The sequence below is a fragment of the Sphingomonas sp. 2378 genome, assembly GCF_038084995.1.
Classification (GTDB): domain Bacteria; phylum Pseudomonadota; class Alphaproteobacteria; order Sphingomonadales; family Sphingomonadaceae; genus Sphingomonas.
The window spans coordinates 1-21,923 of sequence record NZ_JAXCMJ010000022.1 but is presented as its reverse complement, the minus strand read 5'-3'; the positions used below and the strand labels follow the sequence as shown (position 1 = coordinate 21,923).

General features: G+C 66.1%; 24 protein-coding genes and 3 tRNA genes. 17 read left to right on the top strand and 10 right to left on the bottom strand.

Annotation, left to right across the window (positions count from 1 at the left end; all coding sequences use genetic code 11):
• Nucleotides 1-60 precede the first annotated feature (60 nt).
• Complete coding sequence (gene leuD / locus SM191_RS12020; RefSeq protein WP_341506400.1) at nt 61-681, top strand: 3-isopropylmalate dehydratase small subunit; 621 nt, start codon at nt 61-63, stop codon at nt 679-681.
• A 40-nt stretch (nt 682-721) separates the two neighbouring features.
• On the opposite strand, the gene SM191_RS12015 is transcribed toward leuD, so the two are convergent.
• The gene (locus SM191_RS12015; RefSeq protein WP_341506399.1) at nt 722-853 is read right to left on the bottom strand and encodes a hypothetical protein; all 132 of its coding nucleotides are present in this window, start codon (nt 851-853) and stop codon (nt 722-724) included.
• A gap of 240 nt (nt 854-1,093) precedes the next feature.
• On the opposite strand from SM191_RS12015, the gene SM191_RS12010 reads away from it, so the two are divergent.
• From SM191_RS12010 to SM191_RS11960, 11 genes are all read left to right on the top strand, one after another.
• Complete coding sequence (locus SM191_RS12010) at nt 1,094-1,417, top strand: DUF1476 domain-containing protein (RefSeq protein ID WP_307001419.1); 324 nt, start codon at nt 1,094-1,096, stop codon at nt 1,415-1,417.
• A gap of 1 nt (nt 1,418) precedes the next feature.
• Nucleotides 1,419-1,655 carry a BolA/IbaG family iron-sulfur metabolism protein gene (locus SM191_RS12005; RefSeq protein WP_341506398.1) on the top strand — a complete coding sequence of 79 codons (237 nt, stop codon included), beginning with the start codon at nt 1,419-1,421 and terminating at the stop codon, nt 1,653-1,655.
• A gap of 23 nt (nt 1,656-1,678) precedes the next feature.
• Nucleotides 1,679-2,002, top strand: a complete 324-nt coding sequence (grxD, locus tag SM191_RS12000) for a Grx4 family monothiol glutaredoxin (protein WP_341506397.1) — start codon at nt 1,679-1,681, stop codon at nt 2,000-2,002.
• Nucleotides 2,003-2,239: 237 nt separating this feature from the next.
• Entirely contained in the window at nt 2,240-2,608 is a 369-nt protein-coding gene (locus tag SM191_RS11995; RefSeq protein ID WP_307001415.1) for a BlaI/MecI/CopY family transcriptional regulator, read from the top strand.
• On the top strand, nt 2,605-4,215 hold the full coding sequence (locus SM191_RS11990) for a M56 family metallopeptidase (protein ID WP_341506396.1): 1,611 nt from the start codon (nt 2,605-2,607) through the stop codon (nt 4,213-4,215). The genes SM191_RS11995 and SM191_RS11990 overlap by 4 nt, the downstream gene beginning before the upstream one ends.
• 91 nt (nt 4,216-4,306) lie before the next feature.
• On the top strand, nt 4,307-5,167 hold the full coding sequence (locus tag SM191_RS11985; RefSeq protein ID WP_341506395.1) for an MBL fold metallo-hydrolase: 861 nt from the start codon (nt 4,307-4,309) through the stop codon (nt 5,165-5,167).
• Nucleotides 5,149-5,883 carry a DUF4230 domain-containing protein gene (locus SM191_RS11980; protein ID WP_341506394.1) on the top strand — a complete coding sequence of 245 codons (735 nt, stop codon included), beginning with the start codon at nt 5,149-5,151 and terminating at the stop codon, nt 5,881-5,883. The genes SM191_RS11985 and SM191_RS11980 overlap by 19 nt, the downstream gene beginning before the upstream one ends.
• A 45-nt stretch (nt 5,884-5,928) precedes the next feature.
• Nucleotides 5,929-6,921 carry a quinolinate synthase NadA gene (gene nadA / locus SM191_RS11975; protein ID WP_341506393.1) on the top strand — a complete coding sequence of 331 codons (993 nt, stop codon included), beginning with the start codon at nt 5,929-5,931 and terminating at the stop codon, nt 6,919-6,921.
• Entirely contained in the window at nt 6,918-7,754 is an 837-nt protein-coding gene (gene nadC, locus SM191_RS11970) for a carboxylating nicotinate-nucleotide diphosphorylase (protein ID WP_341506392.1), read from the top strand. The genes nadA and nadC overlap by 4 nt, the downstream gene beginning before the upstream one ends.
• 29 nt (nt 7,755-7,783) lie before the next feature.
• The gene (locus SM191_RS11965; protein WP_341506391.1) at nt 7,784-8,179 is read left to right on the top strand and encodes a hypothetical protein; all 396 of its coding nucleotides are present in this window, start codon (nt 7,784-7,786) and stop codon (nt 8,177-8,179) included.
• The gene (locus tag SM191_RS11960; protein ID WP_341506390.1) at nt 8,176-8,883 is read left to right on the top strand and encodes a ribonuclease T2 family protein; all 708 of its coding nucleotides are present in this window, start codon (nt 8,176-8,178) and stop codon (nt 8,881-8,883) included. The genes SM191_RS11965 and SM191_RS11960 overlap by 4 nt, the downstream gene beginning before the upstream one ends.
• Nucleotides 8,884-8,888: 5 nt before the next feature.
• Here SM191_RS11960 and SM191_RS11955 read toward each other — a convergent pair whose 3' ends face one another.
• The 7 genes from SM191_RS11955 to aroA form a co-directional block, all read right to left on the bottom strand.
• Nucleotides 8,889-9,308: a DUF4112 domain-containing protein gene (locus SM191_RS11955; protein ID WP_307001396.1), complete on the bottom strand. Its 420-nt coding sequence runs from the start codon at nt 9,306-9,308 to the stop codon at nt 8,889-8,891.
• Nucleotides 9,309-9,313: 5 nt separating this feature from the next.
• The gene (locus SM191_RS11950) at nt 9,314-10,753 is read right to left on the bottom strand and encodes an ABC transporter substrate-binding protein (RefSeq protein ID WP_341506389.1); all 1,440 of its coding nucleotides are present in this window, start codon (nt 10,751-10,753) and stop codon (nt 9,314-9,316) included.
• Nucleotides 10,753-10,836: transfer RNA gene (locus SM191_RS11945), tRNA-Leu, on the bottom strand. The genes SM191_RS11950 and SM191_RS11945 overlap by 1 nt, the downstream gene beginning before the upstream one ends.
• Nucleotides 10,837-10,949: 113 nt before the next feature.
• Nucleotides 10,950-11,237 carry an integration host factor subunit beta gene (locus SM191_RS11940; protein WP_307001377.1) on the bottom strand — a complete coding sequence of 96 codons (288 nt, stop codon included), beginning with the start codon at nt 11,235-11,237 and terminating at the stop codon, nt 10,950-10,952.
• Nucleotides 11,238-11,392: 155 nt separating this feature from the next.
• Nucleotides 11,393-13,102: a 30S ribosomal protein S1 gene (rpsA, locus tag SM191_RS11935; protein WP_175310703.1), complete on the bottom strand. Its 1,710-nt coding sequence runs from the start codon at nt 13,100-13,102 to the stop codon at nt 11,393-11,395.
• 272 nt (nt 13,103-13,374) lie between these two features.
• Nucleotides 13,375-14,007: a (d)CMP kinase gene (locus tag SM191_RS11930; protein WP_341506388.1), complete on the bottom strand. Its 633-nt coding sequence runs from the start codon at nt 14,005-14,007 to the stop codon at nt 13,375-13,377.
• On the bottom strand, nt 14,004-15,335 hold the full coding sequence (aroA, locus tag SM191_RS11925; RefSeq protein WP_341506387.1) for a 3-phosphoshikimate 1-carboxyvinyltransferase: 1,332 nt from the start codon (nt 15,333-15,335) through the stop codon (nt 14,004-14,006). The genes SM191_RS11930 and aroA overlap by 4 nt, the downstream gene beginning before the upstream one ends.
• A gap of 96 nt (nt 15,336-15,431) precedes the next feature.
• On the opposite strand from aroA, the gene SM191_RS11920 reads away from it, so the two are divergent.
• The 3 genes from SM191_RS11920 to SM191_RS11910 all read left to right on the top strand — a co-directional run bounded on the left by SM191_RS11920 (nt 15,432) and on the right by SM191_RS11910 (nt 16,069).
• Complete coding sequence (locus SM191_RS11920; protein WP_058717749.1) at nt 15,432-15,755, top strand: TIGR02300 family protein; 324 nt, start codon at nt 15,432-15,434, stop codon at nt 15,753-15,755.
• An 86-nt stretch (nt 15,756-15,841) separates the two neighbouring features.
• Nucleotides 15,842-15,917 (top strand) — tRNA-Ala (locus SM191_RS11915).
• A gap of 76 nt (nt 15,918-15,993) precedes the next feature.
• Nucleotides 15,994-16,069: transfer RNA gene (locus tag SM191_RS11910), tRNA-Ala, on the top strand.
• A 329-nt stretch (nt 16,070-16,398) separates the two neighbouring features.
• Here the strand turns inward: SM191_RS11910 and SM191_RS11905 are convergent.
• Both SM191_RS11905 and SM191_RS11900 read right to left on the bottom strand, forming a co-directional pair.
• Nucleotides 16,399-18,414 (bottom strand): M3 family metallopeptidase, encoded by a 2,016-nt coding sequence (locus SM191_RS11905; protein WP_341506386.1) that lies wholly within the window; start codon nt 18,412-18,414, stop codon nt 16,399-16,401.
• Nucleotides 18,411-19,556, bottom strand: a complete 1,146-nt coding sequence (locus SM191_RS11900) for a PLP-dependent cysteine synthase family protein (protein WP_341506385.1) — start codon at nt 19,554-19,556, stop codon at nt 18,411-18,413. Before SM191_RS11900 ends, SM191_RS11905 begins: the two co-directional genes overlap by 4 nt.
• Nucleotides 19,557-19,671: 115 nt before the next feature.
• Between SM191_RS11900 and SM191_RS11895 the strand changes: the two genes are divergently transcribed.
• Both SM191_RS11895 and SM191_RS11890 read left to right on the top strand, forming a co-directional pair.
• Entirely contained in the window at nt 19,672-20,133 is a 462-nt protein-coding gene (locus SM191_RS11895; RefSeq protein WP_341506384.1) for an Lrp/AsnC family transcriptional regulator, read from the top strand.
• 430 nt (nt 20,134-20,563) lie between these two features.
• Nucleotides 20,564-21,553: a bile acid:sodium symporter family protein gene (locus tag SM191_RS11890; protein WP_341506424.1), complete on the top strand. Its 990-nt coding sequence runs from the start codon at nt 20,564-20,566 to the stop codon at nt 21,551-21,553.
• Nucleotides 21,554-21,923 lie beyond the last annotated feature (370 nt).

Below are 21,923 nucleotides of genomic sequence, written 5' to 3'. Positions count from 1 at the left end.
GCGCCCCGCCACCGCGGAGCAGCGCCGCTGACGCGGACGCCTTGAAGACAGGATAATCGCATGAATCCGGTTACGACCGTGTCCGGCACCGCCTATCCCTGGGGTGCCAAGAATATCGACACCGACGTCATCATCCCCGCGCATTGGTTGAAGACCATCACCCGCGCCGGGTTGGGGTGCGGCGCATTCGAGACGGTGCGGGCGCAGCCGGGCAATATCTTCGACGATCCCGCCTATGCGGGCGCGCCGATCCTGATCGCAGGCGATAATTTCGGTTGCGGGTCGAGCCGCGAGCATGCCGCATGGGCGCTGGCCGATATGGGCATCCAGGCGGTGATCGCGCCGAGCTTCTCGGATATCTTCTCCGGCAATGCCTTCAAGAACGGCATCGTGCCGGTCGTCCTGCCGCAGGAGGCGGTCGATCGTCTGCTGGAGGTGGCCAGGGATCAGCCGATCACGGTCGATCTGGAGACGATGAGCGTCACCACGCCGTTTCAGGATCGCTTTCCCTTCGAACTCGATCCGTTTCGTCGCGAATGCCTGATGAACGGCCTGGACGAAGTGGGCCTGACACTGGCCCGTGACGAGGCGATCGGCGCGTTCGAGGGGCGGATGGCGAGCGGTCGCCCCTGGGTCGAGGGCCGGGCGCGGCTCCAGCCGGAAGCCGCGCTCGACGCTTGAGCGCGGCAGGCCGCGCCTCTCGAACCAAGGTGTTTGCGGCTTAGGACGCGGTGAGGATCACCGCCGCGATCACGGCCCAGATCGCCAGCGACCCGATGATGCCGTTGATGATGCCGACCATCGGGCCGCCGTCACGCCCGCCGTCATGGGGCAGGGGGAAGGTGTTGCGCATGGCTCTCTCCTATGCTGCGGATCGGGCGACCTCGGCAGGACCGGCGGGCGCTCCGTCTCATTTTTTCTTGTAATTCCAATACGATCGTTGGCGACCTAAAGTTCCCGACGTTACGATAGAGAAACGAGATTTCGGCTATCCGACGGGCTCGTGCTGGGCATCGGTTGCGCGGGGCGACGGTCCATCCTATCTCGGCGCCATGACTAATTCGCCCCGAGCGGGCAGGGGGATGGCGGACCGATGGACAGTTTTGACGAGCGCAGGCGCGGGTTCGAGGCGAAGTTCGCGGCGGATCAGGACATGATGTTCCGCATCACGGCGCGGCGCAATCGCCTGGTCGCGCAATGGGCGGCGCAGCGGATGAAGCTGACCCCCGCCGAAACCGATGCCTATGCCAAGGCGGTCGTGCAGGCCGATTTCGAGGAAGCGGGCGATGAGGATGTCATCCGCAAGCTGCTGGGCGACCTGACCGCCGCCGGGATTGATGTGGACGAAGCCGAGGTTCGCCGCGCGCTGGACGAGCAACTGGTCGAGGCGCGCCGCCAGTTGCTGGAGAGCCGCTGACATGCCGATGGCCGCCGACGATATCGCCGCAATGATCCGCGCCGCCATCCCCGATGCGCAGGTCGCCATCACCGACCTGGCCGGGGATGGCGACCATTATGCCGCGCATGTGACCGCCGCCAGCTTTGCGGGGATGAGCCGGGTGGCCCGCACCCGCGCCATCTATGCCGCGCTGGGCGGGCGCATGGGGGGGGAACTCCACGCCCTGCAACTGACCACTGCGGTACCCGCCGCCTGACCCCTTTCCTGAGGATGACCGATATGACCGACGATACGAACGCGCGGATCGACGCGCTGGTGAAGGGCAATGCCGTCCTGCTGTTCATGAAGGGCACGCCGCTCTTCCCGCAATGCGGTTTCTCCAGCCGGGCGGTGGCGATCCTCAACCATCTGGACGTGCCGTTCGAGAGCGTGGACGTGCTCCAGGACCAGGGCATCCGTCAGGGTATCAAGGCCTATTCGGACTGGCCGACCATCCCGCAACTCTATGTGAAGGGCGAATTCGTCGGCGGATCGGACATCATGATGGAGATGTACGAAAGCGGCGAACTGGCCGAATTGATCCAGGACGTGAAGACCGCGTGATGCGACAGGGGGCCGGATGAAGATCCGGCCCTTTTTTATCCTCCCCGGAACGGGGAGGGGGACCGCCGCGAAGCGGTGGTGGAGGGGGGGGCTCCACGAGTGACGTCCTTTGTGGAGGCCCCCCTCCGTCAGGGCTGCGCCCTGCCACCTCCCCGTGCCGGGGAGGATCGAGTGGCCTATTGACTACGTCTGTAATCGCTGTAGGATTACATCTGTAATCAATGAGAGGGCGAGTCGATGGCCGAGCGTATCAGCGATGCCGAACACGCGGTGATGGAGGTCCTGTGGGAGGACGCTCCGCTGACCGCGCAGGACGTGGCGGAGAGGGTCGATCCCGAACGCGGTTGGACGACCAATACGGTCAAGACGCTGCTCGGCCGCCTGCTCGCCAAGGAAGCGATCGCACATGAGGAACAGGGGCGGCGCTATCTCTATCGCCCGCTGGTCGCGCGCGACGATTATGTCGTGGGCGAGTCCCGCCGCCTGATCGACCGGCTGTTCGGTGGTCGCCTGACCCCGCTGGTCGCGCATCTGGCCGAGCGGGACGAACTGACCGCGCAGGATATCTCCGAGATCGAGGCGCTGCTCAAGGAACTGAAGGCGTGAGCGGCGCGACCCTGGGCTGGATGGTGGAGGCGATGGTCGCCTCGACCATCCTCATGGCGCTGGTCCTGCTGGCTCGGCGTCATGTCCGCGAGGCCTTTGGGCCGCAGATCGCCTACGCGCTCTGGGCGCTGCCGCTGCTCCGGCTGTTGCTGCCCCGCATGCCGCAACAGGTGTCGGAGCAGGCGACGCCGCCGCTTTCGGCGATGGGCGAGACGCTGAACGCCTATGTCGTCGTGCCGATGGCGACGCAGCTTCCCGCACCGATCACCACGTCCAGCCTCTGGCCGAGCCTGGGGCAGGGGATCGCGCTGTTCTGGATCGTCGGGGCCGCCGGGTTCCTGGCATTTCAGCTTCTCCGCCACTGGCGCTTCCGCAGCCGGTTGCTTGCGACGGCCGAGCCGCTGGAGGCAGTGGACGGCGTCCATGTGGTGGCCAGCGACGGTGCACCGGGGCCGCTCGCCTTCGGGATCTGGCGCCGTTACGTTGCCTTCCCGCGCGATTTCGCCGAGCGCTACGACGCCGACGAGCGCGACCTGGCGCTGGCGCATGAGCTGGGCCACCATGCGCGCGGCGACCTGATCGCCAACTGGATCGCGCTCGGCGTACTGGCGCTCCACTGGTTCAACCCGATCGCCTGGCGCGCCTTCCATGCGTTTCGCGCCGATCAGGAACTTGCCAATGACGCCCGCGTGCTGAAGGGCCGCAGCCGCGCCGACCGGCATGTCTATGCCTGCGCGATCGTCAAGGCCGCGCATGGCCGGGCGCTGTCGGGCGCATGCCATCTCCACACCATCGATGATCTGAAAGGGAGGCTTAAGATGTTGACCACTTCTCCGACATCGCGTCGTCAATTGGCGCTGGGCGCGGCGACCGTGTCGTTGCTGGTGCTGGGCGGGCTGGGGATGACGGCGTCGGGTACTCCGGCGGCGGCGGCGCTGACCAAGAAGGTCGAACGGACGATCGGCGTCGACCTGACCACACCCGCCTTGCCCGCAGCGCCCGAAGCGCCCGAACAGGCCGAATCGCCCGAACCCCCTGAAGCGCCCGAAGCCCTTGTCGCGCCGTCGACGGTGGCATCACCCGGCGTCGCCGCACCCGCCGCACCCGCCAGGCCGGCGGTCGCGGCGGCACCGCTGGACCCGATGGCCCCCATGACGCCGATGGTCCCGGAAACGCCGCAAGTCGCGGAAACGGACGGGATGCGTGTCGTCGCCACCCGCAACGGTCGCCGTTTCCGGATCGTGACCACCGACGGCCGCGTCCCGATGGGCCCCATGCCGCTGGTCCGGTCGGGGGCGTGTGGCACCGCCGGCAGCGACACGCGGACGAGCTATGTCACGACCAATGGCCGGACGAAGCAGCAGGTGACCGTCATCTGCACCGACCGGATCGAGAAGATGGCGCGCCAGGCATCTCTCTCCGCCATCAGTGCGCAGCGCACGGCGCAGACGAATATGAGGATCGCGCTCGCCAGCATCGAAAGCGCGCGCGCCTCGATCATCCGCGATCGCAACCTGTCCGAGGATGCTCGCCGCGACGCGCTGAATGGCCTGAACGAGGCGACCGCCGAGCTGAAGGCCGAGATGGCGAACCGCGACGAGGATTGATCCTTCACGATGTTACCCCAACTCGACCCCTGTGTTCGCTCGTCGGGCACAGGGGTTGCCTCTTGCGCGCCTCTTGCCCACATATAGGGCGATGGCTGAGCACCCGACCGGCATTCCGATCCAGCTTGAGCCGCTGGTTTCCCGCGTGCTCGCCCCCAATGCCTCGCCCTTCACCTATACGGGGACGCAGACCCATATCGTCGGCGACCGTGACGTCGCGGTGATCGATCCGGGGCCCGACGATCCCGCCCATCTCGACGCGCTGCTGCGCGCCATCGGCGGACGCCGCGTGGAAGCGATCGTGATCACCCATCACCACCGCGACCATAGCCCGGCCGCCCGCCCGCTGGCGAAGGCGACCGGCGCGCCCATCGTTGGCGCGGCCCCCTTCGCACCGGATTATGATGGCGGTCGGTCCGACGCGGCGTTCGACCGGGACTATGCGCCCGACCGGGTGCTGGCGGAGGGGGAGGGCGTGTCCGGCGATGGGTGGACGCTGACCGCGCTGGCCACGCCGGGCCATACCTCCAACCATCTGGCCTTCGCGCTACCCCAGGCCCGGGCGCTGTTTTCCGGTGATCATGTCATGGGCTGGTCGACCAGCATCGTTTCGCCCCCCGATGGCGACATGGCCGATTATATGGCGAGCCTGGAAAAGCTGATGGAGCGCGACGACCGCGTCTATTATCCCGGACACGGCGAGGCGGTCGACAATCCGCTGCGGCTGGTGCGCGGGATGCTGGGCCATCGCAAGCAGCGCGAAGGGCAGATTCTGCGCCTGCTGCGCCAGGGCGACGACCTGACCATCGCGGCGATGACCGCGCGCATGTATGTCGGGCTGAACCCCAGGCTGCTTCCGGCGGCGGAACGCTCGGTCATGGCGCATCTCTACGACCTGCGCACACGCGGGCTGGTCCGCGAGGAAGGAGCATCATGGACGAGCGCGGCGTGACCTCTCCCGAGCCCGCAACTCCGTCACGCGGCGGTGTCGGCCTGCTCCTGACCAAGGTGGCCGGCGTGCTGGTGCTGCTGGTCCTGGCGGGCCTGATCGCCATATGGGGCGTGCAGCGCTATATCGCCGACCGGCTGACCCCCGATCCGACGACGATCGCGCGGGCGAGTCTGGACGGGCTTCGCGAGCAGAACCGGCTGTCCGCCTTCGCCGCGCGCTATGTCGCGGTCGTCACCTCGCGCCAGTCGCAACTGGGTTTTTCGACCGAGCGGACGCTGATCATGCCGGGCATGGTCCGCTATGAGGTCGATCTGGGCAAGCTGCGCCAGCAGGATGTCCGCTGGGACGCTGGCAACCGCACCCTGTCGGTCACATTGCCGCCGGTGGAGATCGACGGGCCGCAGGTCGATCTGGCGGCGATCCGCGAATATGGCTCGGGCGGCGTGCTGACCACCTTTACCGATGCCGAGCAGCGGCTGGACGCCGCCAATCGCACTGCCGGACAGGTCGAGTTGATGCGCCAGGCCCGCGCGCCGTCGCCGATGAAGCTGGCGCGCGATGCGACCCGCCGTGCGGTGGAGCGGAGCTTTGCCATGCCGCTACGCGCCGCCGGGGTGGATGCGACCGTGAAGGTGCACTTTTCCGACGAGTCGCCCAACGACGAACATTGGGACACCACCCGCACGGTGCAGGAGGTTCTGGGCAACGCGGGTTAACGTCACCGATTGTCGGCGCACGCGCGTGCGCCTAGGGGAAATGACATGACCATCCAGACGAATCTGACGGGCCTCGACCTGCGCGCCGAGATCGACCGCCTCCGCAAGGAACGCAACGCCGTCATCCTCGCCCATTATTATCAGAAGCCCGAGATTCAGGACCTGGCCGATTTCGTCGGCGACAGCCTGGACCTCAGCCGCAAGGCGCAGGCGACCGATGCGGACGTCATCGCCTTTTGCGGGGTGCGCTTCATGGCGGAGACGGCCAAGATCCTGTCGCCCGACAAGATCGTGGTCCTGCCCGACATGGCCGCCGGGTGCAGTCTGGAGGATAGCTGTCCCCCGGAGCAGTTCGCCGAGTTCCGCGCCCAGCACCCGGACCATATCGCGCTGACCTATATCAACTGCTCGACCGAGGTGAAGGCGCTTTCCGACATCATCGTGACGTCATCCTCTGCCGAGCAGATCCTGTCGCAGATCGATCCCGATCAGAAGATCATCTTCGGCCCCGACCGCAATCTCGGCGGCTATCTGGCGCGCAAGACCGGGCGCGAGATGCTGCTCTGGCCGGGCGTGTGCATCGTGCACGAGGCGTTCAGCGAGACCGAACTGCTCAAGCTGCGTGCCCAGTATCCCGATGCGCCGATCGCCGCGCATCCCGAATGTCCCGCCGTCATCCTCGACCATGCCGATTATGTCGGATCGACGCGCGGCATCCTGGAATTCGCGCAAACCGTGACCGGTGACACGCTGATCGTCGCGACCGAGCCGCACATCATCCACCAGATGCAGAAGGCGATGCCGGGCAAGACCTTCATCGGCGCGCCGGGCGCGGACGGCAACTGCAACTGCAATATCTGCCCGTACATGGCGCTGAACACGATGGAGAAGCTGTATCTGGCGCTCCGCGACCTGACCCCGCGCGTCGAGATCGAGGAAGGGCTGCGGCTCCAGGCCAAGAAGAGCCTCGACGCGATGCTGACGCTCGCCAGCGGCACGGTGGGCCAGGGCGATCTGGGTCCGGTCCGCGCGGGATGATCGACGGGTTCGACCTCGACGCTTTCGTGACGGCGACGCTGGCCGAGGATCTGGGGCCGGGGGGCGACATCACCTCCGCCGCCGTGATCCCGGGCGAGGCGCGCTTCATCGGCACCATGGCCAGCCGTGACGCGATCACCGTCGCCGGGCTGCCCATTGCCGAGGCGTTCTTTCGCCGCCTCGACCCGGATGTGGTGATCGAGCGGCTGGTCGAGGATGGGGCGAGCGTCGCACCGGGCACCGCGTTGCTCCGCCTGTCGGGCAAGGCACGGGCGATGCTGACGGCCGAGCGTTCGGCGCTCAACACCGTCCAGCACCTGTCGGGCATCGCGACGATGACGGCGGCCTATGTCGCCGCGATCGAGGGGACCGGCGCGACGCTGCTCGATACCCGCAAGACGATCCCCGGCCTTCGCCTGATCGAGAAATACGCGACCCGCATGGGTGGCGCGCAGAACCATCGCATGGGCCTGTGGGATGCGGCGATGATCAAGGACAATCACGTCGCGGTCGCGGGCGGGATCGGCCAGGCCGTGACGGCCGCCAAGCATGCGGGGATCGCCCGGATCATCGTCGAGGTCGACCATCTCGACCAGATCGAGCCCGCGCTGGCGGCGGGGGCGACTCATCTGCTGCTCGACAATATGGGCCCGGCGCAATTGGCGCAGGGCGTCGCCCTGGTCGAGGGGCGCGTGCCGACCGAGGCATCGGGCGGCGTCCGGCTGGACACCATTCGCGCGCTGGCGGAAACCGGCGTGACCTATATCAGCGTGGGCCGCTTGACCCAGTCGGCCCCGGCGGCGGATATCGGACTGGATTTCGCCGCCGCCTGACGACGGCGTTTCGTGAAGGGGAAAAGGGCGTGCGACCGAAATCGGTGATATTGGGCGAGCGGCTGTCGTTCCTCGCCATCCTGTTGCTGCTCGTGCTGGCGGTGCTCGGCTGGAACGATACGGTGGCGCAGGCGGGGGTGGCGATCGCGGTGATCGCCAATGGCTTGCTGATCGGGCTGTTCCTGTTGGCGACCCTGCTGGTCACGCGGATGGCGAGCCGGGGCGGACTGGTCTTCCTGGTGATCCTGACCGTGCTGAATCTGCTCGGTTTTCTGTATCAGGTGTCCGAAGGCGCGCTGGCGCAGGGGCTGTTCGGGGTGCTGACCAGCGTGCAGGCGGCGGCGTCGCTGGTCGCCGTCGTCATGCTGATGCGGCCCAATGCGATGGCCTGGTATCGCACCATGGCGGAGGTGAGTGAGGCATGAAGACGACCCTGATCGCGCTGGCGATGCTGGCGGCACCGCAACTGGCGGGCGCGCAGACGCTGCAATGCTCCGCCCCGATGGCCACGCAGAGCATCCGCCCCGATCTGCCCAGCGACAGCCAGCCGGTGCGTGTCCTGCCCATCGGCGGCTATACGCTGGCCATCACCTGGAGCCCGCAATATTGCCGCGATCCCAAGGGGGACAGCCGTTTCCAGTGCGGATCGGGCAACCGCTTCGGCTTCACCCTGCATGGGCTTTGGCCCGATGGGGTGGGCAAGGACTGGCCGCAATATTGCCGCCCGACCGCGATTCTGCCCCAGCCGGTCGTGCGCCGTCACATCTGCGCCACGCCTTCGGCCCAGTTGATGCAGCATGAATGGGCCAAGCACGGCACCTGCATGGCGGGCTATAGCCCGTCGCGCTATTTCACCCAGTCGAACGGCTTGTACCACCGCCTGCGCTTCCCCGACATGAATGCGCTGTCACGCCGTAGCGCGCTGACCGCAGGCGATCTGGCGAGTGCGGTGGCGGCGGCGAACCGGGGCATGACTGCCGACATGATGCGCGTGACCGCGACCCGCGACGGCTGGCTGGACGAAATCTGGATCTGCCTGAACAAGGCGTTCCGCTATAGCCGCTGCCCGGCCCATCAGGGCGGATTGTCGCCCAGCGCGCCGATCAAGATCTGGCGCGGGGCACGCTGAGCCGGTTATCCCTCCACCGTCACGGTGGAGGGGTGATGCTTGTCGAGATGCTTGCGGATGATCCGCAGGTTCCGGGTGTTGGACCGGAACAGCACGTCCGCCGCATCGCCGATCAGCGGCACGAAGCCCAGCACCGCGTCGAAGCCGACATTGCCCATCATCCGCAGCATCTGGAACTTCGACAGGCCGAGATTGCGCGCCTCCCAGATGATATAGCTGCCCAGCGCGGCGGCGGCGATATCGCCGACGACGGGGACCAGCCCCAGCACCACGTCCAGCCCGATCGGGCGGTTGATGCCGGGCAGCACGACCACGCGCTCCAGCATGGCCTCCATCGCCTCGATCCGGCGACGGCTGGCGGCGATCCCCTTGTCGAGAGGAAGCACGTCGAAGGCGCCGGGATCGATACGGGATGCGTTGGCCATGGCTATCAGTTGGGGGTGCCCCGCAGATGGTTCAATGGATGCCATGCGCGACTATTGGCCTGATATTGCCGCAAGCGATTGGCGACGAGCGACCAGCGCAGCGGGCGGGCCAGCGGAATGAAGGGCGTGTCGGCGTTCAATGCGGCATCGGCAAGGGCGATGGCCCGGCTCCGCTCCGCCAGCGTGGGAGCGAGCCGCGCCTGCTCGATCGCCGCCTGGGCCGCCTCGCCACAGGGCGCGCAGGCGGTGGCGATATACCAGCGGGCGCTGTCGAAGGGCGCGACCGCATCGATCAGCCGCAGATCGGCGGGCGCGTCGCTCGCCACCCGTTCCGGCGTGATGCCGATGCGCAGCAGGGTCGCGCCGATCTGCCCGTAGAGCAGGTTCGCGCCGGGCCCGTCGGGTAGTGCGATCCGCAGCCTGACCGGCTGTCCCCATGCCGCGACCCGGGCGCGTGCACCCGCGCGCCGTTCGTCCAGCGTCAGCAGCGCCCAGCCTGGGATTTGCGGCGGAGCATCCGAATCCAGCGCATCGGGCAGCAATCGGTCGGTCGCCTCCCAATTGGGCGCCACCGCTGACAGCAATGCCGCCCGGTCGAATGCCGATGACAGGGCCTGGCGATTGGCGGGATCGGCCAGAAAGCCTTGGCGATTGGCGATGGACAGTCCGAACAGCCCGGCGGCAGGATCGATTCGGACGGCGGCGGGGTTGATCTGTGCGCCGTCCAGCAACGGCCATTCCGCGAACCGCCCCCCCAGCATCAGGTCCGACCCACCCTGGGCAAAACGCAGGATCGCGCGGGCCGGACTCTCGGAGATCAGGCGGACATCGTCCTCGGGCGCCGGTGCAGCATCGTCGTCGGGCTCGGCACGCCGGGGATCGGGAATGGGGCGAAGCAGCGGCGGCGGCCCGGCGCGGATGATCCGGAACGGTCCCGTGCCATGCCGCGTCCGATCGATGATCGCCATTTCGGGCTGGGCGAACAGCTTGAGCAGGTCGGGACGGGGCCGTGAGAGTCGCACCTCGATGACCTGCGGGGTCATCACGACGATCTCGTCGATCGCGGTCAGGAACGGCGCGAGCGGATTGCCGGATCGCGGAGAGGCGAGGCGGCGGAGGATCGGCACGATTTGCTCGGCGGTGACGGGGCTGCCATCATCCCACTTCGCCTCGCGCAGGCGGAAGATGAAGCTGCCGCCGTCATCGATGACTATCCAGCGTTCGGCCAGTCCCGGCTCGATCTGTCCATTGGCATCGAACCGGACCAGCCCCTGCGCCAGCGAATCCCGCAACAGGCGATGCGATGTATCGCCATCGGCGAAGCCGGATCGGCCGGGGCCTGATACGCCGCCGCTTCGCCCGTGAACCGCACTGACGGTCACCGCTCCGGTATCGGCCTGGCGGTTACAGCCGCCGACGGACAGAAGCGCGACGGCCAGAGCCATGGTGCGGACGGCGGGACTCGAACCCGCACTCCAGGGGAAGCCGATTTTAAGTCGGCAGCGTCTACCGGTTTCGCCACGTCCGCGCACGGGCACAGGAAGAGACGAGGTCGCCGCAAAGGTCAAGTGAAGACCGGTCGTCAGGCTATGATAGTATTGCCTGTCTCCCGCTCCACTGCCGGATGCGCGCGAAAAGGGATCAGCCGGCCTCGACGTTCAGGCGAGCGCGCATTTCCTTGCCGGGCTTGAAATAGGGAACGCGCTTGGCGATGACCTCGACGGTTTCGCCGGTGCGGGGATTGCGTCCGGTACGTGCGCCGCGCGAGCGGGTCGAAAAGGCGCCGAAGCCGCGCAGTTCAACACGACCGTCATCCGCAAGACGTTTTGTGATTTCGTCAAAGAAGATAGTCACGATCAACTCGACTTCACGCGGGTTGAGCCCCGGATTGTGTTGACCGATTTTCTGCACCAGTTCCGAACGGATCATCGTCTAGTCCCAAGCTATAGACCAGCCGTTCCTAACCTGTGTTTCTCGCTGCTGAAAGTGTTTTTATTATACAATTAAGCAACGGGTATGTCTAATTATGTCAAACATGCACGAAACCGGGACATGCTTAAAAAAACATGCCCCGGTCCAGTGGTTTACTTCTGCGTACGAGCCTTCAGTGCTTCGCCCAGAATATCGCCCAGCGACGCGCCCGAGTCGGACGAACCATACTGAGCCACCGCCTGCTTCTCTTCGGCGATCTGCATCGCCTTGACCGAGAAGGTCGGCTTCTTCGAACGATCGAAGCCGGTGACCATCGCGTCAAACTTCTGGCCGACCTGGAAGCGCTCGGGGCGCTGCTCGTCACGGTCGCGACCCAGATCGGTGCGCTTGATGAAGCCGGTCGCGCCATCGTCGCCCGCCTGGACTTCGAGGCCCGCATCGCGGACTTCGAGGACGGTCACGGTGACGACCTGATTCTTGTTCAGGCGATCGCCAGCCGCAGCCACGCCGCCGGCGACGGGGCCGCCGCGCTCGAGCTGCTTCATGCCGAGCGAGATACGCTCCTTCTCGGGGTCGATGTCCAGGACCACGGCCTGAACGACTTCGCCCTTGCGGTGCAGGTTGAGGGCATCCTCACCCGACACGCCCCAGGCGATGTCCGACATGTGGACCATGCCGTCGACATCGTTGTCCAGGCCGATGAACAGGCCGAACTCGGTCGCGTTCTTGACTTCGCCCTCGACGGTCGAGCCGATCGGATGGGCAGCGGCGAACGCTTCCCACGGATTGGCCTGGGCCTGCTTGAGACCCAGCGAGATGCGGCGCTTTTCCTGATCGACTTCGAGAACGACCACATCGACTTCCTGCGAGGTCGAGACGATCTTGCCCGGATGGACATTCTTCTTGGTCCAGGACATTTCCGACACGTGGACCAGGCCTTCGATGCCCGGCTCCAGTTCGACGAACGCACCATATTCGGTGATGTTCGTGACGCGGCCCGACAGCTTGGCGCCGACCGGATACTTCGAACCGGCACCATCCCACGGATCGCTCTCAAGCTGCTTCATGCCGAGCGAGATGCGCTGCGTGTCCTTGTTGATGCGGATGATCTGCACCTTCACGGTGTCGCCGATCGCGATCATCTCCGACGGATGATTGACGCGCTTGTACGACAGGTCGGTGACGTGCAGCAGGCCGTCGATGCCGCCCAGGTCAACGAACGCACCATAGTCGGTGATGTTCTTGACGACGCCGTCGATGATCTGACCCTCGGCCAGGCTCTGGATCAGGCCCGAACGCTGCTCGGCGCGGGTTTCTTCCAGAACGGCGCGACGCGACACGACGATGTTGCCGCGCTTGCGGTCCATCTTCAGGATCTGGAACGGCTGCGGGATGTCCATCAGCGGGGTGACGTCGCGGACGGGGCGGATATCGACCTGGCTACCGGGCAGGAACGCCACGGCGCCGTTCAGGTCGACGGTGAAGCCACCCTTCACGCGGCCGAAGATCACGCCTTCGACGCGGGCCGACTTCGAGAATTCGAGCTCCAGCTTGTCCCAGGCGGCCTCGCGGCGCGCGCGGTCGCGGCTGAGCATCGCTTCGCCGTGCATGTTCTCGACGCGGTCGACATAGACCTCGACTTCGTCGCCGACCTTCAGGTCGGCCTTCTGGCCGGGGGCAGCGAATTCGCGGAGGGGCACACGGCCTTCCGACTTCAGACCGACGTCGATGACGGCCATGTCGTTTTCGATCGCGGTGACGGTGCCATGCACGACGCGACCCTCGAAGCTGTCGGCACCGCCGAACATGTCATCGAGCATCGCCGCGAAATCGTCGCGCGTGGGCTGGGGGTTGGTTGCCATAAAAGGGTTAGGTTCCTGATAGTTTTCCGCCTCCGGTCCGGGCGATTCCCAAGACCTTCGACGATGGCCGCGCCGACCCCATGCCGACGCCACCAGGCCCGAAGATGGTACTGACACACGGAAAAGCGGCGGTCCGCCAGAAATGCGGAAAGGACGCTGGGGGCATGGCCCCGCGTCAGCCTCTCCGCGGAACAGGGTCCGCGAGCGCGCCGCCTATAGCCGAAAAGGGGATTTCGCGCAAGGAGAGGGCATCCTCCCCGGCACGGGGAGGATCAGCGCGCCTTGGCGGTCACCTGCGCGTCGACGAAGTGGATCGCGCGGGCCACCGCTGCGTCGATCGTCAGGTTGGAGGTATCCAGCGCCGCCGCATCCGCCGCCTGGGTGAGGGGGGCCGTGGCCCGGCCACTGTCCCGTTCGTCTCTCGCCCGGATATCGGCGAGCACTTGCTCGAACGTCACGTCCGCGCCGTTCTCGGCCAGTTCGTTGTGTCGACGGCGCGCACGGACCTGGGGGCTGGCCTTGACGAACAGCTTGGCGTCGGCGTCGGGTGCGATGACCGTGCCGATATCGCGCCCGTCGAGGATCGCGCCGCCCGGCTGGTTGGCGAACCGCTTCTGCCGCTGGAGCAGCGCCGCGCGGACCAGCGGATGCGCGGATACGATCGAAGCAAGCTTGCCCGTCTCGTCATCACGCAACGACGGATCGGCCAGCAACGCGTCGTCGAACCCGCATGCCGCGATCGCATCGGCTTCGCGGGTCGGGTCGAGATCCATCGCCCGCACCGTCGCTGCCACCGCGCGATAGAGCAGGCCGGTATCGAGATGCGGCAGGCCGTAATGCTTCGCCAGAGCGCGGGCGATGGTGCCCTTGCCGCTCGCCGCCGGTCCGTCGACAGCGATGATCATGCAAAGGCTCCCAGCTTTTCCAGCGTGTCGAAGAAGAGGGGGTAGCTGGTGGCGACCGGCGCGGCGTCGTCCAGCGTCACGGACTCGCGGGCGTGGAGCGCGGCGATCGTCATGCTCATCGCGATCCGGTGGTCGAGCAACGTGGCGATGGTCGCGCCGCCGGGGATCGGATCGCCGCCCGTGCCGGTCACGGCCATGCCGTCCTCATATTCCTCGCAAGCGACGCCACAGGCTCCCAGCGCATCGGCCATGGCGGTGATGCGATCCGATTCCTTGACGCGCAATTCTTCCGCCCCGCGAGCGATGGTGGTGCCCTTGGCGAAGGCCGCCGCGACGAACAGCACGGGATATTCGTCGATCATGCTCGGCGTCAGTTCGGGCGGAACCTCGATCGCCGAGAGCGGGGCGTGACGGACGCGCAGGTCCGCGACCGGCTCGCCGCCGACGATTCGGGCGTCGAGTTCGGTGATATCGGCGCCCATCATCCTCAGCGCGGCGATGATGCCGGTGCGGGTCGGGTTCATGCCGACATTGGTGATGGTCACATCCGCGCCCGGCACGATCGAGCCGGCGACCAGCCAGAAAGCGGCCGATGACGGATCGCCCGGTACGACGATATTCTGCGGCTTCAACTCCGCCTGTCCACGAATCGTGATGACCCGGCCTTCGGGGGAGGGGGTGACGGTCAGGTCCGCACCGAATCCCGCCAGCATCCGCTCGCTATGGTCGCGGGTGGCGATCGGCTCGATCACGGTCGTCTCGCCCGGCGTATTGAGACCCGCGAGCAGGATCGCCGACTTCACCTGTGCCGAGGCGACGGGCAGGGTATAGCGGATCGGCACGGCGGGGTTGATCCCGCGAACCATCAGGGGCAGGCGGCCGCCCGGGGTATCCTGAAAGACCGCGCCCATCTGCGACAGCGGCTCGATCACCCGGCCCATCGGGCGCTTGGAGAGCGAGGCGTCGCCGACAAAGGTCGCGGTGATCGGATGGCTGGCGACCAGACCCATCAACAGGCGCGTCGAGGTGCCCGAATTGCCCATGTCGAGCGCGGTTTCGGGCTGGAGCAGCCCGCCGACGCCGACGCCGTGGATCACCCATAGCCCGTCGTCCTGCCGGACGATATCCGCGCCCATCGCGCGCATCGCGGCGGCGGTGGCGAGCACATCCTCACCCTCCAGCAACCCCTCGACGCGGCTTTCACCGACCGCGAGCGCGGAGAGCATCAGCGAGCGATGGCTGATCGATTTGTCGCCCGGAACGGCGATGGTGCCGCGAAGGGCGGCGGCGGCTCGCACGGTGCGAGGCTGGGGAAGAGTGTGCGCCATAGATGGCGCGGGCTTTTGACAGGGGCCTTGCGCTGTGGCAAGGCGCGCCCACTTTTCGCTCCGGCGGAAAACCCAATCCGAAAGGTGATACACGGCATGATCAAGCCGGAATGGGGCACGAAGCGTACGTGCCCGAAATGCGCGACGCGCTTTTACGACCTCGAAAAGGACGACCCTGTCACCTGCATCAATTGCGGGACGCAGTGGGAGCCCGAGCCCATCCTGAAGTCGAAGCAGCCTCTGCCGTTCGAGCAGAACAAGCCCGAAAACAAGGAAGCCGACAGCGATCTGGCGGGCGGTGACGACGAAGATCTGGACATCACCGGTGAGGACGAAGAGCCCTCGCCCGACGATGAAGTCGATCTGGGTGGCGACGACGATCTGGGCGTGGAAACGTCCAGCGAGGACGACGAACACTAAGGTGTCGGAACGGCTCGGCGGGCGCTCGAAAAAAGTGCTTGCCGAGCCCCGGCGGCCCCGCTACTGGGCTGCCTCCACAGCGGAACGGGGCCGTAGCTCAGCTGGGAGAGCGCTGCAATGGCATTGCAGAGGTCAGGGGTTCGATCCCCCTCGGCTCCACCATTCCGCCGGATGATTCAGCGCGATTCGATCCGCTGACAGGCAAGCCCGCATCCCGCCGGGCATAGCCGAAATCGATGGGGCCGTAGCTCAGCTGGGAGAGCGCTGCAATGGCATTGCAGAGGTCAGGGGTTCGATCCCCCTCGGCTCCACCATTCACGAGTAGATTGAATTGGGCGTCACCTGACCGGTGGGGCCTTTTGCGCGTTTCGGCCTCACCGCTTCCGCAACGCCGGAGCGGCGCGGACGGCGGTGGGATTGCCCGTGACGGACCGTCCGGTTCGCTTGGGAGGATCGCATCCAGGCCAGGAGAGGCAAAGCCCGGATCAGAAAGGCGGTCGAGTGTTTCGCATGGGCCGCAAGCCGATCGCGCGCATAGGGCATGCAGGCTTCCTATCCGCCGACATTTCCCGTGCGACGATGATGGTTCGGCACGTCCGGGATAGGAAAAAGGCCGGGCCGATCGACGGCCCGGCCCCTGTGATTACGCCGCCAGCCCGTGATGGCGCAGCAGCGCGTCCGGCTGCGGTGCGCGGCCCCGGAAGGCGCGGAAATTCTCCGCCGCCGGGCGGCTCGCCCCGCGTGCCAGCACCTCGCGGCGGAAACGGTCGCCCGCCGCCTGGCCTTCCTCAGCGAATGCGGCGAAGGCGTCCGCCGACAGTAGCTCGGCCCAGAGATAGCTGTAATAGCCCGCCGCATAGCCCCCCGCGAAGATGTGGCTGAAGCTGTGCGGGAAGCGATTCCACTCCGGCGGACGGATCACCGCCACTTCGTCGCGCACCGCGTTCAGCACCTCCATCACCCGGCCGCCCGTTGCCGGATCGTAATCCCGGTGGAGCCGCAGGTCGAAGGTCGCGAACTCTATCTGGCGGAGCAGGAACAGCCCGGCCTGGAAACGCCGCGCCGCCAGCATCTTGGCGAAAAGGTCATCGGGCAGCGGCTCGCCGGTTTCGACATGCGCCGACAAGGCGGTCAGCGTGGCACGGTCCCAGGCGAAATTCTCCATGAACTGGCTGGGCAACTCGACCGCATCCCATTCCACGCCCGAAATCCCGCCGATCGACGGCAGATCGACCTCGGTCAGCAGATGGTGCAACACATGGCCGAACTCGTGCAGCAGCGTGACGACATCGCCATGCGCCAGCAGGGCAGGGGTGTCGCCGGTCGCGGGCGGGAAGTTGCAGGTCAGATAGGCGATCGGCCGGTGGAAGCGATCGGCATCGCGGAAGCGCGGACGGCACACATCCATCCAGGCGCCACCGCGTTTCCCTGCACGCGCATGGAAATCGCAATAGACACCCGCGACGATCTCGCCGCTTTGGTCCTGCACGTCATAATAGCGGACATCGGCGTTCCACACCGACACGCCCGCACGCTCGACCAGACGGATGCCGTAAAGCCGCTCGATCAGCGCGATCGTGCCCTCCATCACGCGGGGCAGGGGGAAATAGGCGCGGATCGCCTCGCGATCGACGCCGAAGCGCTCGCGGCGCATATGCTCGGCGACGTAACCCGTGTCCCAGGGTTCCAGCTTGGCGATGCCGAACTTTTCGGCGGCATAGGCGCTCGCCTCGGCCAGTTCGCGCTCGGCGAGCGGGCGCGCGCGGGTGGCCAAGTCGGACAGGAAAGCCAGCGCCTCGTCCGCCGACTGCGCCATCTTGGTTTCGACCGAACGCGCCGCAGCGTCACTGAACCCGAGAAGCTGGGCCGCCTCGTGACGCAATGCCAGGATACGGTCGATCCGTGCGCTGTTGTCGTGGCTGGGATCGGCGGCCTGGTCAGAGGCGCGGGTGGCGTAAGCCTTGGCCACACGCGCTCGAAGGTCGCGATTGTCGGCCTGGGTCAGGATCGCCTGGACGCTGGGTTCGCGCAGCGTGACCAGCCAGCCGTCCAACTCCTTCTCGGCGGCATAGGCGGCCAGGATCGCCTTCGCATTGTCGGTCAGGCCCGACAGCAGTGCCTCGTCGGTGACACGCTCGCTCCACGCCTCGCTCGAATCGAGTACGGCATTGCCGAATTCGGTGGTCAGCTTGTTCAGCTCGACCCCGATCTCTCGGAAGCGCGCCTTGGCGGCATCGTCCAGCGCCACGCCCGACAAGGTGAAATCGCGCCGCGCCAGCACCACGGCGCGCGCCTCCGCCTCGGTCAGCGGCGCCAGGTCCACCCGGGTGAAGGCGGCGAACAGGCGCGGGTCCTGTCCCGCCTCCAGCCCATATTCCGCCAGCCTGGCCTGCGCCTCGGCAAAGGCGGCGCGCAGTTCGGGCGTGTCGGCGACAGAATGGAGATGGCTTGCCGGCGACCAGCCGCGCGCGATCGCGAAGCCCGCCCGCTCGCTGGCCAATACGACATCGGCGAAATCGCTGGCGTTGGAGCCGCCGATCCGGTCGGCGGCGGCGCGCGCGTCGGCGATCATCTGGTCGACGGCCGGAACCAGATGCTCCGGCCGGATCGCGGCGAAATCGGGAAGGTCGGTATCGGCAAGAAGCGGATTCATGGTCATTCGGCGTCCTTGAGAAACATATGTCGCAGGCTCATCTCGGCAGCGTCGACGCTTTCGGCAAGGCCCTGTTGCGCCAGCCAGCGTCGATCATGGTGGCAATCGGCATAGCGCGCGCCGTGGTCGCAGATCAGGGTGGCGACCGAACCGACCTGTTCGGCGGCCGTCATTTCCAGCGCCAGCATCGCGGTTGCGACGAAGTTCGTTCCCGTCGACGGGCCCACCGGACGGCCGAGCAGTTCGCTGGCGATCCGCATCCCGGCGATCGACACGGCATCGGGCAGCTTCATCATCCGGTCGATCGTACCGGGCAGGAAGGACGGCTCGACTCGCGGACGTCCGACCCCCTCGATTCGCGATGGCTGGGTGCAGCGTGCCGCGGGATCCCCGTCGCGATACCCCGCAAAAAAGGCGCTATGTTCGACATCGGCGACGCACAGCCGGGTCGGCAGACCGCGATGGCGGCAATGGCGTCCGATGGTAGCGGCGGTCCCGCCGGTGCCCGCACCGACGACGATCCAATCGGGGACCACATGCGGCTCGCCCGCCATCTGGGTCAGGATCGCCGAACCGATATTGTCGCAGCGCCAGTCGGTCGCCGGGGCGGCGTTGGTGAACTGGTCGAGATAGACCCCACCCAGCGCATCGGCCAGATCGCGGGCTTCGTCATACAGCCGGTGCGGCGCGACCAGATGGCACTGCCCCCCCTGAGCGGCGATGGCCCGGATCTTGGCGGGCGCGGTGCTGGCGGGCATGACGGCGTGAAAGGGCAGGTCGAGCAGCCGTGCGAAATAGGCCTCCGATACCGCGGTCGAGCCGGACGACGCTTCTACCAAAGGCCGCCCCTCGCGGATCACGCCCGCGACGACGCCGCTGGTGAAGAGCGAACGCGCCAGCCGGTGCTTCAGGCTGCCGGTCGGGTGCGCCGACTCGTCCTTCATATAGAGATCGATCGAGGGAGCCGCCGGCAGGTGAAGCGCCAGCAACGGCGTCTCCGGGCAGCGACGCCGGTCGCGGTCGAGCACGCCCAGCGCACGGGCGACAAAATCCCGGTCAATCGGGCGCTCGGCCGTCACGATCCCCAGCCGCTCGGCCGCCGAAGCATGGCTGGATGTGTCCTGATGGGGTGGATTCGCGGTGGTCATCAACATCGACTTTTCCTTATTCGTCGATAAGAATATGCGGAATCACCTGCCAAATCATACCAAAGCTGCGGTGTAATCGCGGTTGGAATGTAAGAAATTTGCGGATCAACGCGCCATGATCGATAAAATTGACACTGCCATTCTTACCCAGCTTCAATCCGACGCCAGCCTTTCGGTCGCGGAGATCGCGATCCGGGTGAACCTCTCCCAAAATGCCTGCTGGCGGCGCATCCGGCGGCTCGAGGAAGAGGGGTATATCCTGAAGCGCGTCGCGCTGCTCGATCCCGAAAAGCTGGAGGCCGGCATGGCGGTGTTCGTCAGCGTCCGTACCGCCGAGCACTCTGCCGAGTGGCTGGACACCTTCGCGCGCGCGGTCAGCGATATGCCTGAGGTGGTCGAATTCTATCGGATGGCGGGGGAGGTCGATTATCTGCTGAAGATCCGCGTCGCCGACATCAAGGCTTATGACCGCGTATATAAGCGGCTGATCGAACGGGTGAGGCTGGTCGATGTCAGCGCGGCCTTCGCCATGGAGGAGATCAAGCATAGTACCGCCATCCCGCTACCCGGACGATAGCCCAATCCGATACCAATTGCATTTTATGCAACTCAATTTGCTCATGTTGCATTTGCGTAAACCGTCGTTGCGGTGCACAAGGATCGGGCCTTTCAGGCATCCTCTCCTAAAAACTTTTCGGCCGGTCGCATGACCGGCCTTTTTTTTGGCCGGAATTTCCCCTACGGAATTCCGGCATCACCCGCCAAACACACAAACAGAATCGATAATCAGGAGCGGAAGCCGCCGGTAGGACCGGCATCGGCAGGGCGATCGGGATGGGGGTTGAGCGATTCGGGCATTGCTCCCCCCAACTTCCACGGCGCGATTCGCGCGCTCCCTGACCATCCTAAGGTGACATTACGGCTCTCCGGGGTCTATTCCTCCGATTTCGCGATACGTTCGCCTGACCAGGTCCGGCATCGCATCATTCGACCGAGGAGCGCCCGTGATCCAGCGCCTGTTTTCCGTATTCGAACCTTTCGTACTGAGCCTTTTGGGAACGGTGCTGCTGGCGACCGTCCTGCCCGCGCAGGGTGGGTTCGCCACCTTCGCCTCTTATCTGGCGGATGCCGGGATCGTGCTGCTCTTCTTCCTGCACGGTGCCAAGCTTTCCCGCGATGCGATCTGGGTCGGTCTGCGCAACTGGCCGCTGCATCTGGCGGTGCTGGCGTCGACCTTCCTGTTGTTTCCGGTGCTGGGCCTGGGGCTGTCGCACCTGCCGGGTGTCGATTCGTCCTTCGCGGCGGGCTTGCTGTTTCTGACGCTGCTCCCTTCGACGGTGCAGTCCTCCATCGCCTTCACCGCCATCGCGCGGGGCAATGTGGCGGCGGCGATATGCAGTGCATCCTTTTCGAATCTGCTCGGCATCGTGCTGACCCCGGCGCTGGTCGCACTGTTGATGCGGGTGAACGGCGGGGCGGGGGTGTCGCTTGCCTCGATCGAAGGAATCCTGATTCAATTGCTCGCGCCCTTCGTGGCAGGGCATCTGTTGAGGCCATGGATCGGCGGCTTTGTCGGTCGCCACAAGTCCTTGCTGACGATCGTCGATCGCGGATCGATCCTGCTGGTCGTCTATACGGCCTTCGGCGCGGCGGTGGTGGAAGGGTTGTGGACCCGGGTGTCGCCGGGCGACCTGGGGCAACTGATCCTTCTATGCATGCTGCTGCTGGGCATCGTTCTGGCCGCGACCTATGCGATCGCACGGGCGATGCGCCTTTCCCCGGAGGACGCGATCGTCCTCCAATTCTGCGGATCGAAGAAGAGCCTGGCCTCCGGCGTCCCGATGGCGGGCGTGCTGTTCCCGGCGGCACAGGTCGGCGTGATCCTGTTGCCCGTCATGCTGTTCCACCAGATCCAGCTGATCGCCTGCGCGATGCTCGCTCGGCATTATGGGGACAGGGCGGGGAGGGAGGGCGAAGAGCCGAGCCGCACGCTTTGACAGAGGGATATGACGCTGCGGTGCAAGAAAAATGGCAGTGATGTGAAAAAAGCTGTTGACCCGAATCGCGGGTCGGCCTAGAGGGGTTTCACCGCAGCGGTGGTCGCCGAGACTGACCGATGCAGCTACGACAGACTGGCGCGCTTGGGGCCCTGGGAACGGGGTGGACTGGTGTTGCCGGTGATTTGTTGTCTGGCTCTTTGACATTGTAGGTTAGATGAAGGGACATGCGGGCGGCGGCTTGGCGGTTGTCCTGGGCATTCAAGGTGCTCGGGGATCGTTAACAAGCTTTAAGCCAGTTCGTATGTCTCGTTACATATCCACTTGAATATGTGATGTGCAGGAATTGGCTCCTTGAAGTGAGCGGTTT